The organism is Arthrobacter sp. MP_M4 (assembly GCF_035984855.1).
Taxonomy (GTDB): domain Bacteria; phylum Actinomycetota; class Actinomycetes; order Actinomycetales; family Micrococcaceae; genus Arthrobacter.
Genome location: NZ_JAXCHX010000001.1, coordinates 376,116 through 389,262 on the forward strand (window position 1 = coordinate 376,116; position 13,147 = coordinate 389,262).

Genomic DNA, 13,147 nt, shown 5'->3' on the forward strand with positions numbered 1-13,147 from the left:
CGGCACTATCCCCGGAAGGAGGGTTATGGCAACGCCTAGCAAGGTTTCAGCAGTAGCTGAGATCACTAACGATTTCAAGGAATCGAACGCCGCTGTCCTGACCGAATACCGTGGGCTCACCGTTGCACAGCTCAAGCAGCTGCGTGTCTCGCTCGGCCAGGACACCAAGTTCTCGGTCGTCAAGAACACCCTGACCGCCATTGCAGCCAAGGAAGCTGGTGTCGAGGCATTCGACGGCCAGCTCGCCGGCCCCACTGCAATCGCGTTCATCAAGGGTGACGCAGTTGCCGCTGCCAAGAGCCTGACGGATTTTGCCAAGACCAACAAGCAGCTGGTTATCAAGACCGGTTACTTCGAGGGCAAGGCTCTGAACGCCAGCGAAGTTGCTGCCCTGGCAGCACTCGAGTCCCGCGAGCTGCAGCTCGCCAAGGTTGCAGGCATCCTCAAGGCTCCTGCTGCCGCCGCTGTTCGCATCATCGACGCACTGCGCCTCAAGCTTGAAGAAGAGAACGGCGCACCGGCTGAAGCCGAAGCGCCCGCCGCTGAAGAAGCCCCGGCCGCCGATGCAGCAGTTGAAGCTCCGGCTGACGCCGCAGCCCCCGAAGAGAACTAACTCTCTAAACCAGACTCCGGTGCGAGGGCACGGCTCCGGCCGCCGAGCACCACTATAGGAAGGACGCCACACCATGGCGAAGCTCACCAACGAAGAGCTCATTGAAGCTTTCAAGGAACTGACCATCATCGAACTCTCTGAGTTCGTAAAGCTCTTCGAAGAGACTTTCGAAGTTACTGCTGCTGCTGTTGCTGTTGCTGGCCCCGCTGCCGGCGCCGCTGCAGAAGAAGAAGAGCAGACCGCATTCGACGTCATCCTGGAGCACCCGGGCGACAAGAAGATTGCAGTCATCAAGGAAGTTCGCGCCATCACTTCCCTGGGTCTGAAGGAAGCTAAGGACGTTGTTGACAGCGCTCCGAAGGCCGTCCTCGAAGGTGTCACCAAGGAAGCTGCCGAGAAGGCTGTTGCACAGCTCGAAGAAGCCGGCGCACGCGTTACCCTCAAGTAACTCACCGCTTCTGGAACTGTACGGGAACCTCGAGTTCCCGTTCCGCTCCGGGAAACCCCGTCCACTCCGGTGGGCGGGGTTTCCTGCGTTTCGGGCGAACCAACGGCACATGAAATCCCGGAAAAGACCGTTGGCTCTCTGTTCTCCCGCGCAGGCGCGCGCCTAGACTGAGGCTTCGTGCCGACAGGCCGCCACCGTTGAGGAGCTCACACAAATGACCGACGCCACTCCCTCGCTCTCCCGCCGCGCCATGCTTGCCGCGGCCCTCGTGGGTGGTGGCACGGCCGCCGCGACGCTGGCCGGAGCCCCGGCCGCCAACGCCGGCCCTGCATCAGCCCGGAAGCGGTTCACCCTGACAGTGCTGGGCACCACCGACCTGCACAACAATGTCTTCAACTGGGATTACTTCAAGAACCTGCCCTATGCCGATACCGCAGGAAACAAGATCGGCATTGCGCAGGCATCCACCCTGATCAAAGCGATGCGGGCCGAACGCGGCGCCGCGAACACGCTCACCATCGACGCCGGCGACACCATCCAGGGAACGCCCCTGGCCTACTACTTCGCCAAAATCCGCCCCATTTCCGCGACGGTGACGCACCCCATGGCCTCGGCCATGAACGCCGTGGGCTACGACGCCGCCGGCCTCGGCAACCACGAATTCAACTACGGCATCCCGCTGCTGCGGACCTGGGAACGGCAGCTCGACTTCCCGCTGCTGGGCGCCAATGTCCACGACGCCGTCACCGGCCAGCGTGCTTTCACGCCCTACGTCCTTAAACGCGTGAAGACGGACAACGGCTGGCTGACCGTGGGCGTGGTCGGCTTCGTTACCCCAGGGTGCGCGCTCTGGGACCGTGACAATGTCCAGGGAAAGCTGGACTTCAACGGCATCGTTGAGGAGGCCAGGACCGTTATCCCGCAGCTTAAGGCGGCGGGCGCCGACGTCGTCATTGTCACGAGCCACTCGGGCGCAACTCCGGGCTCCTCGTATGGGGATGCCCTGCCGTTCGCGGAGAACGCCTCCACGCAGCTCGCAGAAGAGGTTCCCGGCATCGATGCCATCCTGGTCGGCCACGCCCATCTGGAGATTCCGGAACGCTTCGTCACCAACAAATCCTCCGGCAAGCAGGTCCTCCTGACCGAACCGCTCAAGTGGGGCATGCGGGTCTCTGTCATGGATTTGGAGCTAGCCAGGGACAAGGGGCAGTGGACGGTCACCGCGGCACACTCGCACCTGCTGGACGCCAAAACGGTCGATGCCGACCCCGCCGTCGTGCGTGCCGTCCGGTCCGGCCACGAGGCCACCGTGAAGTACGTCAACGAGGTCATCGGAACGTCCACCGCTCCGCTCACTACGGCGACGGCCTGCTGGGAGGACTCTGCAGCCATCGACGCGATTAACTACGTCCAGGCGAGCACGATCAAGGCCGAGCTTGCCAACGGGCCGGCCGCCGACCTCCCGGTGCTCTCCATTGCTGCGGCCTTTTCCCGCTCCGTGGACGTCAAGGCCGGGCCGCTGACCATTCGGGACGTCGCCGGGCTGTATATTTTCGACAACACGTTGCTCTCCATCAAAGTCACCGGGGCCCAGGTCAAGGATTACCTGGAATGGTCCGCGCAGTTCTTCCAACCGGTCACCACCACAACGGCCCGCGCCGCTGATGTCACCAACGCGGTCACCACCATGGCACCGGGAGGGACGCCGGATTACAACTACGACGTCGTCTACGGCCTCGACGCGCCGTTGAACTACGAGATCGACCTCGCTAAGCCCGTGGGGCAGCGCATCGCCGGGCTGACCTACGGCACCGGCGCCCTCCGGATGGACCAGGAATTCGCCCTGGCCATCAACAATTACCGGCAGAGCGGCGGGGGCAACTTCCCGGCTGTGAAGACGGCGCCGGTGCTCTCGAACAGCCAGCAGGAAATCCGGCAGCGGATCATCGACTACGTCGTGGACCGCGGCACACTGGATGTGGCCGTTTTTAGCCAGGCCAACTGGCGGCTCACGGTCAACGGAGCGGCCCTCACTATCACCGCGTAGCGGGGATTTAACCCGACCGGGCTAAGTCCCGCCTAACCCGGTTCGGAGATGTCCGCGACGACGGCGTCGAGGGCGGCGGTCAGGGCGTCTGCGTCCACGAAGGCGCTGTAGCCGTGGTCGCCCGCGCCCAGGGAGATCCTGCGTCCGGCGATGCTCCGGTCCGCGTAAACCGGCCAGGCGCCGGTACTTCCAAGCGGTGTGATGGTGCCGCGCTCGTAGCCGGTCGCTTCCAGGGCGACCTCCGCCGCCGGAAGTGACAGCTTGTTAACGCCGACCAGGGCACGGAGCTTGGGCCAGGAAATCTGCCGGCCGCCCGGGATGAGGGCGAAGAGGAACCTGCCGTCCTTGCGCTTGACCACAAGGGACTTCACGATATCTTCTTCCCGGATTCCGAGTATCCGGGCCGCTTCCACGAGGCTGCTGGCGGCGGGACGCTCCACGAGCTGAACGTCCACGCCGCGGGCAGCAGCGTCCGCCAGAAACCGTTCCCGGCCGGAGCCGCCGGCACCGCTGGCCGCCCCTGCGTGGTCAGCCACGGCACCGAACGCCACGGCACCGACCGGTAATTCAGGGTCCGGCGCGGCGCAGCCCGGCACTTCGGGGCCCGCCATGGGGATCAGTCGCGGAACAGCAGGAGCGCTTCGCCTTGGCCGCCGCCGCCGCAAAGGGACACAGCAGCCTTGCCAGCACCGCGCCGTTTCAGTTCGTGCGCTGCATGCAGGGCCAACCGGGCACCGGAGGCGCCGATCGGGTGGCCCATGGCGATTGCACCGCCGTGGATATTGCACTGCTCCAGCGGGTAGTCGAGGTCCTTGAGCGACTGCACGGCGACGGACCCAAAGGCCTCGTTGATTTCGATGAAGTCCAGATCCGTGGCGGCCCAGCCGGCTTTGTCCAGCGCGCTCTTGATGGCGTTGGAGGGCTGGGAGTGCAGGGAGTTGTCCGGGCCGGCCACCTGCCCGGGCCTGCCGACGACGGCCAGGTACTCAAGGCCGTTGTCCTCGGCGAATTTCCGTGAGGACAGCACCAGGGCGGAGGCGCCGTCGGACAGGGGAGAGGAATTGCCGGCGGTGATGGTGCCGTCCGTGACGAACGCCGCCCGCAGGCCCGCCAACGAGTTCACGGTCGTGTCCGGCCGGATGCCCTCATCCGCGGACAGAACGATGGGCTCGCCTTTGCGCTGTTTCACGCTGATCGGAGCAATTTCGCCGTCGAAAACGCCGTCCTTGGCGGCCCGGGCGGCGCGTTGGTGGGACGCTGCTGCCACCTCGTCCTGGGAGGTCCGGTCAATGCCCAGCGTCAGGTTCTTGGCTTCGGTAGACAGGCCCATGGATTGCCCGTCGAAGGCGTCCGTCAGTCCGTCGTGGGCGGCGGCGTCGAGGGCCTGGATGGACCCGTAGGTCCAGCCCTGCCGTGAGCCAGGGAGGAGGTGCGGAGCGCGGGTCATGGATTCCTGGCCGCCGGCGACGACGACGGTGGCATCACCGCCGCGGATCATGCGGGCCGCATCGATCACGGCGGTCAAGCCGGACAGGCAGACCTTGTTGATGGTCAGCGTCGGGACGTTCCAGCCGATGCCGGCGCCGATGGCGCTCTGGCGGGCGGGGTTCTGGCCGGCCCCGGCCTGCAGCACCTGGCCCATGATCACCGAGTCCACCTGCTCGGCCTTCACGCCACCTGCAGCCAGGGCCGCTCGAATCGCGTGGGAGCCGAGTTCCACGGCGGTGAAGCTCGCAAGCTGTCCGTTGAGGCGTCCCTGGGGAGTGCGGGCGGCGGCGAGGATGACAACATCATTGTTGTCTGCAGAGTTGCTCATGGTTTCTCTTCCAATCTTGAACGATGTACAGCAAGGCTATCGCGATGCCAGCGGCCGGGCCATTGTCCTGCCGCGGACACAGAGCCGCGGACGGGCCGCGGCCGCGCCGCGGCCGAAATGGGGCGGGGATCGGGGGCGCCGGAGTGTGCTTGCAATCCCGCGCGAAGTGGGGTAGACAAGTAGGTTGCTTTGCCGTATCGTAGATATTTGCGTCTTCCCTGTTTACCTTCAGCCTTCATATAGCGGTGGGCTTAGCCTGGCAGCTGCGCCATCAATGTGCCGTCTACAACGTGCACCACCCATGGCCAGCGCGGGTCCCGGGTCATATAGCGGAACCGGATTGGTAGCACTGCGGAGTCACTCCGCAGGGTGCATAACGGGGGAGATCTGACAACGCCTGAAGGTCTGTGGAAGGATCCCTCTTGGTCGCCTCGAGCACCTCTAATGTAAACAACGCTGCAACCGCTATCAACGCCGACAGTACCGACGGTGCAACCCGCCGGCTCTCATTCGCAAAGATTCACGAACCTCTTGATGTTCCGAATCTGCTTGCCCTGCAAACGGACAGCTTTGACTGGCTGGTCGGAAACGAACGCTGGCAGGCCCGCGTAGCCAAGGCCGTCGAAGAAGGCGACCTCAGCGTCGCCACCTCCTCGGGTCTGTCCGACATCTTTGAAGAGATCTCCCCGATCGAGGATTTCCAGGGCACCATGTCCCTGAGCTTCTCGGAGCCGGAGTTCGCTGATCCGAAGTACACCATGGCTGAGTGCAAGGACCGGGACGCTACCTACTCGGCTCCGCTGTACGTCAAGGCCGAATTCATGAACAACAACACGGGCGAAATCAAGCAGCAGACCGTGTTCATGGGTGACTTCCCGCTGATGACCGAGAAGGGCACGTTCGTGGTCAACGGCACCGAGCGTGTCGTCGTCTCACAGCTGGTCCGCTCCCCGGGCGCCTATTTCGAGCGCACCGCCGACAAGACCAGCGACAAGGACATCTTCACCGCGAAGATCATCCCGTCCCGCGGCGCCTGGTTCGAACTCGAAATCGACAAGCGCGACCAGGTCGGCGTCCGCCTAGACCGGAAGCGCAAGCAGTCCGTCACGGTGCTGCTGAAGGCCCTCGGCTGGACCGAAGGCCAGATTCTCGAAGAGTTCGGCCAGTACGACTCCATGCGCGCAACGCTGGAGAAGGACGCCACCGAGACCCGCGAAGACGCCTTGCTGGATATCTACCGGAAGCTGCGACCGGGCGAGCCGCCCACGGTCGAGGCTGCCCAGTCCCTGCTGGACAACCTGTACTTCAACTCCAAGCGTTACGATCTGGCCAAGGTTGGCCGTTACAAGATCAACCGCAAGCTGGGCATCGACCGCTCCCTTGGTGACAAGGAAGCGTCTGTCCTGCACGTTGAAGACATCGTCGCCATGATCAAGTTCCTCGTTGCCCTGCACGCCGGTGAGAAGACCCTCACCGGAAAGCGCGACGGCCAGGACCACGAGCTGCGCGTTGAGATCGATGACATCGACCACTTCGGCAACCGCCGCATCCGCGCCGTCGGCGAGCTCATCGAGAACCAGGTCCGCACCGGCCTGTCCCGGATGGAGCGCGTTGTCCGCGAGCGGATGACCACCCAGGACGTCGAGGCCATCACGCCGCAGACCCTGATCAACATCCGCCCTGTTGTGGCAGCGATCAAGGAGTTCTTCGGAACGTCCCAGCTGTCCCAGTTCATGGACCAGAACAACCCGCTGTCGGGTTTGACCCACAAGCGCCGCCTGTCGGCGCTTGGCCCGGGTGGTCTGTCCCGTGACCGTGCAGGCATGGAAGTCCGCGACGTCCACCCGTCGCACTACGGCCGTATGTGCCCCATCGAAACTCCTGAAGGCCCGAACATCGGCCTGATCGGTTCGCTGGCATCCTACGGACGCATCAACCCGTTCGGTTTCATCGAGACCCCGTACCGGCTCGTCGCCGAGGGTGTCGTCTCCGACGAGGTCCAGTACCTCACGGCCGACGACGAAGCAGAGGTCCTGATTGCCCAGGCCAACGCTCCGCTCGATGAGAACAAGAAGTTCGCCGAAGAGACCGTCCTTGTCCGTGCCCGCGGCGGTGGAGGCGAACCGGTTCTGGTTCCCGCCGCCGACGTCGAGTTCATGGACGTCTCCCCGCGCCAGATGGTGTCTGTGGCTACGGCCCTGATTCCGTTCCTCGAGCATGACGATGCAAACCGCGCACTCATGGGTGCCAACATGCAGCGCCAGGCCGTGCCGCTGGTCCGTTCCGAGGCGCCGTTCGTCGGCACCGGCATGGAGCGCGCCGCCGCTGTCGACGCCGGTGACGTCACCATCGCGAAGAAGGCGGGCGTGGTGACCGAGGTCTCAGCTGAGCTCGTCATCGTGCTCAACGACGACGGAACGGAAACCAACTACCGCATCAACAAGTTCGCCCGCTCCAACCAGGGCAACTGCTACAACAACCGCGTTCTGGTGAACGAAGGCCAGCGCCTGGAAGTCGGCGGCATCATTGCCGACGGCCCGGCAACGGACCAGGGCGAACTGGCCCTCGGTAAGAACCTGCTCGTGGCGTTCATGTCATGGGAAGGCCACAACTTCGAGGATGCCATCATCCTGTCCCAGCGGATCGTAGCTGAGGACGTTCTTTCCTCCATCCACATCGAGGAGCACGAGATCGATGCCCGCGACACCAAGCTTGGTGCCGAGGAAATCACCCGTGACATCCCGAACGTGTCCGAGGAAGTCCTGGCAGGCCTGGACGAGCGCGGCATCATCCACATCGGTGCCGAAGTCGAAGCCGGCGACATCCTGGTCGGCAAGGTCACGCCCAAGGGCGAGACTGAGCTGACCCCGGAAGAGCGCCTGCTGCGCGCCATCTTCGGTGAGAAGTCCCGCGAAGTGCGCGACACCTCCCTGAAGGTTCCGCACGGCGAGTCCGGCACCGTCATCGGTGTCCGCGTCTTCGACCGCGACAACGACGACGAGCTGCCCCCGGGCGTCAACCAGCTGGTCCGCGTCTACGTCGCTGCCAAGCGCAAGATCACCGACGGCGACAAGCTGGCCGGCCGTCACGGCAACAAGGGCGTCATCTCCAAGATCCTTCCGATCGAGGACATGCCCTTCCTTGCCGACGGCACCCCCGTTGATATCGTTCTGAACCCGCTGGGTGTTCCGGGCCGTATGAACGTCGGCCAGGTCCTGGAAACCCACCTCGGCTGGGTTGCCAAGACCGGTTGGAAGATCGAAGGCGAGCCCGAGTGGGTCAAGCAGCTGCCGAACCTGCCGCGCGAGAGTGGTTCAACCACTGTTGCAACGCCGGTCTTCGATGGTGCGCGCGAAGAGGAAATCACTGGTCTCCTCGATTCCACCAACGTCACCCGCGACGGTGTCCGCCTGATCAACTCCTCAGGCAAGACCCGTCTGTTTGACGGCCGCTCCGGCGAGCCGTTCCCGGATCCGATCTCGGTCGGCTACATGTACATCCTGAAGCTCCACCACCTGGTGGACGACAAGATCCACGCCCGCTCCACCGGCCCGTACTCCATGATCACGCAGCAGCCGCTGGGTGGTAAGGCACAGTTCGGTGGCCAGCGCTTCGGTGAAATGGAAGTGTGGGCGCTCGAAGCTTACGGCGCCGCCTACACGCTTCAGGAGCTCCTCACGATCAAGTCCGATGATATCCACGGCCGCGTGAAGGTCTACGAAGCCATCGTCAAGGGCGAGAACATCCCCGAGCCGGGCGTTCCTGAGTCCTTCAAGGTCTTGATCAAGGAAATGCAGTCGCTGTGCCTGAACGTGGAAGTACTTTCCACGGACGGAACCACAATTGAAATGCGTGACTCTGATGACGCAGTCTTCACGGCTGCGGAAGAACTGGGCATCGATCTGTCTCGTGCAGAGCCCAGTTCCGTAGAAGAGGTTTAGCAGGCGTCCGGGAAAGGCAGTGGCGTCCGCCGCGCTGCCTTTCCCGGGTTCCTCCCTCTTCCCGTAACCCAAGACTTCAGAATTTAGAGAACAAGAGAGAACAGGGACCATATGTCCAGCGAATCCTCCTTCGGCCTCATGCAGATCGGCCTCGCCACCGCGGAAGACATCCGTGGCTGGTCTTACGGCGAGGTTAAGAAGCCGGAAACCATCAACTACCGCACGCTCAAGCCTGAGAAGGACGGCCTCTTCTGCGAGAAGATCTTCGGCCCGTCCCGCGACTGGGAATGTTACTGCGGTAAGTACAAGCGCGTGCGCTTCAAGGGCATCATCTGCGAGCGGTGTGGCGTTGAGGTCACCCGCGCAAAGGTCCGCCGTGAGCGCATGGGCCACATCGAACTGGCCGCCCCGGTCACGCACATCTGGTACTTCAAGGGTGTCCCGTCCCGTCTGGGCTACCTCCTTGACCTGGCGCCGAAGGACCTCGAGAAGGTCATCTACTTCGCTGCCTACATGATCACGAGCGTCGACGCCGACAGCCGCCACGAAGAACTGCCCAACCTCCAGGTTGAGCACGACATCGAGAAGAAGCAGCTGATCGACAACCGCGACTCGGACATCGCCACGATCGCCCGCGACCTTGAGAACGAGCTTGCCCGTCTCGAAGGCGAAGGCGCCAAGGCTGCGGACAAGAAGAAGGCCCGCGACTCCGCGGACCGTCAGATGGCCAATGTCCGCAAGCGTGCGGATGCTGAAATCGAGCGGCTCGAGCAGGTGTGGGACCGCTTCAAGAACCTCAAGGTTGCCGACCTCGAAGGTGACGAAGGCCTGTATCGCGAACTGCGGGACCGTTACGGCATGTACTTCGAAGGCTCCATGGGTGCCGAAGCCATCAAGAAGCGTCTTGAGAACTTCGACATGCAGGCCGAGTCGGACATGCTCCGGGACATCATTGCCAACGGCAAGGGCCAGCGCAAGACCCGCGCCCTGAAGCGGCTCAAGGTGGTCAACGCGTTCCTGACCACCAACAACAGCCCGCTCGGCATGGTGCTGGACGCCGTCCCGGTGATCCCGCCGGAACTGCGCCCGATGGTCCAGCTGGACGGTGGCCGCTTTGCGACCTCCGACCTCAACGACCTCTACCGCCGTGTGATCAACCGCAACAACCGCCTCAAGCGCCTGCTTGATCTGGGTGCTCCGGAGATCATCGTCAATAACGAGAAGCGCATGCTTCAGGAAGCCGTTGACAGCCTCTTTGACAACGGCCGCCGCGGCCGTCCGGTCACCGGACCGGGCAACCGTCCGCTGAAGTCCCTGTCCGACATGCTCAAGGGCAAGCAAGGCCGTTTCCGCCAGAACCTCCTGGGTAAGCGCGTCGACTACTCCGGCCGTTCGGTTATCGTCGTCGGCCCGCAGTTGAAGCTGCACCAGTGTGGTCTGCCGAAGCAGATGGCTCTTGAGCTCTTCAAACCGTTCGTGATGAAGCGCCTGGTTGACCTCAACCACGCGCAGAACATCAAGTCCGCCAAGCGGATGGTTGAGCGTTACCGCCCGCAGGTCTGGGATGTCCTCGAAGAGATCATCACCGAGCACCCTGTGCTGCTGAACCGTGCACCCACCCTGCACCGTCTCGGTATCCAGGCGTTCGAACCGCAGCTGGTCGAAGGCAAGGCAATCCAGCTTCACCCGCTGGTTTGCGGCGCCTTCAACGCCGACTTCGACGGCGACCAGATGGCAGTTCACCTGCCGCTGAGCCCCGAAGCCCAGGCGGAAGCCCGGATCCTGATGCTGTCCTCGAACAACATCCTGAAGCCGTCCGACGGCCGCCCGGTGACCCTGCCGTCGCAGGATATGATCATCGGCCTTTACCACCTGACCACCAAGCGTGTCGGTTCAGCTGGCGAGGGCAGGATCTTCTCCTCGGTGTCGGAAGCCATCATGGCGTACGACCTGCACGAGCTGCACCTGAACTCCCAGGTCAAGATCCGGCTCGAAGGCTTCGTGCCTTACGCCGGCTGGGAAGCTCCGGAAGGCTACGAGCCGGGTCAGACCGTCCTCGTGGAAACCTCCCTGGGCCAGGTTCTCTTCAACGAGACCCTGCCGGCGGACTACCCGTGGGTCGAGAACGTTGCTGACAAGGGCGAACTGTCCACGATCGTCAACGATCTTGCCGAGCGCTACCCGAAGGTCATCACGGCGGCAACGCTGGATAACCTCAAGGATGCCGGTTTCTACTGGGCCACCCGCTCCGGCGTCACCGTCGCGATTTCGGACATTGAGGTTCCCAAGGACAAGCCGCGGATCCTCGCCGGTTACGAAACCATGGCCGCCAAGATCCAGGGCCAGTACGACAAGGGCCTGATCGACGACGACGAGCGTCGCCAGGAACTGATCGAGATCTGGAACAAGGCAACGAACGAGATCGCCCAGGCGATGCGTGACAGCCTGTCGCCGATGAACACCATCAACCGCATGGTCTCCTCCGGTGCACGTGGTAACTGGATGCAGGTCCGCCAGATCGCGGGTATCCGTGGCCTGGTGGCCAACCCTAAGGGCGAGATCATCCCGCGTCCGATCAAGTCCTCGTACCGCGAGGGCCTGTCGGTGCTGGAATACTTCATCGCCACGCACGGTGCCCGTAAGGGTCTGGCTGACACCGCGCTGCGTACCGCCAACTCGGGTTACCTGACCCGCCGTCTGGTCGACGTATCGCAGGATGTCATCGTCCGGGAAGAGGACTGCGGCACCGAACGCGGCCTCATGACCGCGATCGCCGTGGCCGACGCAAACGGTGAGCTGGTTTTGGACGAGAACGTCGAGAACAGTGCGTACGCCCGTACCCTGGCCGTGGATGTCGTTGACTCCAAGGGCAAGGTTCTGGCAGCCGGCGGCACCGACTGCGGCGACGTCGTCATTGCCGAACTGTTCGCCGCCGGTATCACCGAGGTCAAGGTCCGCTCCGTACTCACCTGTGAGTCCAGCGTCGGCACCTGCGCCCTGTGCTACGGCCGTTCGCTTGCCACGGGTAAGACTGTGGACATCGGTGAGGCCGTCGGTATCATCGCCGCACAGTCCATCGGTGAGCCGGGTACCCAGCTGACCATGCGTACGTTCCACACCGGTGGTGCTGTTTCCTCCAGCGGTGGCGACGACATTACCCAGGGTCTGCCCCGTATCCAGGAGCTCTTCGAAGCCCGTACTCCGAAGGGTGTTGCGCCGATTGCTGAAGCAGCCGGCCGCATCACCATCGAAGAGTCCGAGCGCCAGATGCGCCTGGTCATCACCCCGGATGACGGATCTGAAGAGATCGCCTACCCGGTGCTGCGCCGTTCACGTCTTCTCATTGAAGACGGCGACCACGTCAGTGTCGGCCAGAAGCTCATCAACGGTCCGGTCGACCCCAAGCAGGTGCTGCGCATCATGGGCCCCCGTGCCGCGCAGAAGTTCCTCGTCGACGAAGTCCAGGGCGTGTACCGCAGCCAGGGCATCGGTATCCACGACAAGCACGTCGAGGTTATCGTCCGCCAGATGCTGCGCCGCGTCACGGTCATCGAGTCCGGCGAATCGGACCTGCTGCCCGGCGAGCTCGCCGAGCGCAGCCGCTTCGAAGACGCCAACCGCCGTGTTGTGTCCGAGGGCAAGACGCCGGCTTCCGGCCGTCCCGAGCTCATGGGCATCACCAAGGCCTCCCTGGCGACCGAGTCCTGGCTGTCCGCAGCTTCCTTCCAGGAAACCACCCGCGTCCTGACGCAGGCGGCCATGGAAGGCAAGAGCGATCCGCTGCTCGGCCTCAAGGAAAATGTCATCATCGGTAAGCTCATCCCGGCCGGCACGGGTCTCCCGCGCTACACCGAGGTCACAGTGGAACCGACTGAAGAAGCGAAGGCCAACCTGTTCACCGGCCCCAGCGCGTTCAGTGACTTCTCCTACGATTCCCTGGGCGGCGACGGAGCTCCCGAGTTCCACGCCATTCCGCTGGATGACTACGACCTGGGCAGCGACTTCCGCTAGCAGGCCGCTGAGTGACTGAAAGGCCCCGTTCCCACCTCGGTGGGGGCGGGGCTTTTCCGGTCCTGGACCCCGCCGATTAAGGGCTGGGACCCGCCCGTGGTAGGCTTGATACTAATTGTTATTGTGGCAGTGGATGAGTGCGCCGGTACAGCTGAAAGGCTGAACCAGGACGACGTTTCCGGTTTGCACGGTTCTTGTGCAGCGTATGCCACATTTTCGCATGCCTAGGGGCAATCCGGGGAGCAATCCACGGATCCCGGCGTGCGGCCCG

The 13,147-nt window shown here is 63.5% G+C and carries 7 protein-coding genes; 5 read left to right on the forward strand and 2 right to left on the reverse strand.

Annotated features, from left to right (window positions below; all coding sequences use genetic code 11):
* The first annotated feature begins 25 nt into the window (after positions 1 to 25).
* The 3 genes from rplJ (at position 26) to RCH15_RS01885 (ending at position 3,108) form a co-directional block, all read left to right on the forward strand.
* Positions 26 to 613, forward strand: coding sequence for a 50S ribosomal protein L10 (gene rplJ / locus RCH15_RS01875; RefSeq protein WP_326957463.1), 588 nt, complete (start codon positions 26 to 28; stop codon positions 611 to 613).
* A 73-nt stretch (positions 614 to 686) separates the two neighbouring features.
* The gene (rplL, locus tag RCH15_RS01880) at positions 687 to 1,061 is read left to right on the forward strand and encodes a 50S ribosomal protein L7/L12 (RefSeq protein WP_326957465.1); all 375 of its coding nucleotides are present in this window, start codon (positions 687 to 689) and stop codon (positions 1,059 to 1,061) included.
* Positions 1,062 to 1,275: 214 nt separating this feature from the next.
* Entirely contained in the window at positions 1,276 to 3,108 is a 1,833-nt protein-coding gene (locus tag RCH15_RS01885) for a bifunctional metallophosphatase/5'-nucleotidase (protein WP_326957467.1), read from the forward strand.
* 32 nt (positions 3,109 to 3,140) lie between these two features.
* Here the strand turns inward: RCH15_RS01885 and RCH15_RS01890 are convergent, their stop codons facing one another.
* Entirely contained in the window at positions 3,141 to 3,719 is a 579-nt protein-coding gene (locus RCH15_RS01890) for an aminoacyl-tRNA deacylase (protein WP_326957469.1), read from the reverse strand.
* A gap of 5 nt (positions 3,720 to 3,724) precedes the next feature.
* Entirely contained in the window at positions 3,725 to 4,924 is a 1,200-nt protein-coding gene (locus RCH15_RS01895; RefSeq protein ID WP_326957471.1) for an acetyl-CoA C-acetyltransferase, read from the reverse strand.
* A 422-nt stretch (positions 4,925 to 5,346) separates the two neighbouring features.
* Between RCH15_RS01895 and rpoB the strand changes: the two genes are divergently transcribed.
* Positions 5,347 to 8,865, forward strand: a complete 3,519-nt coding sequence (gene rpoB, locus RCH15_RS01900; protein ID WP_326957473.1) for a DNA-directed RNA polymerase subunit beta — start codon at positions 5,347 to 5,349, stop codon at positions 8,863 to 8,865.
* 111 nt (positions 8,866 to 8,976) lie between these two features.
* A complete protein-coding gene (locus RCH15_RS01905; RefSeq protein WP_326957475.1) occupies positions 8,977 to 12,876 on the forward strand; it encodes a DNA-directed RNA polymerase subunit beta' in 3,900 nt (1,299 codons plus the stop codon).
* Positions 12,877 to 13,147: the final 271 nt, after the last annotated feature.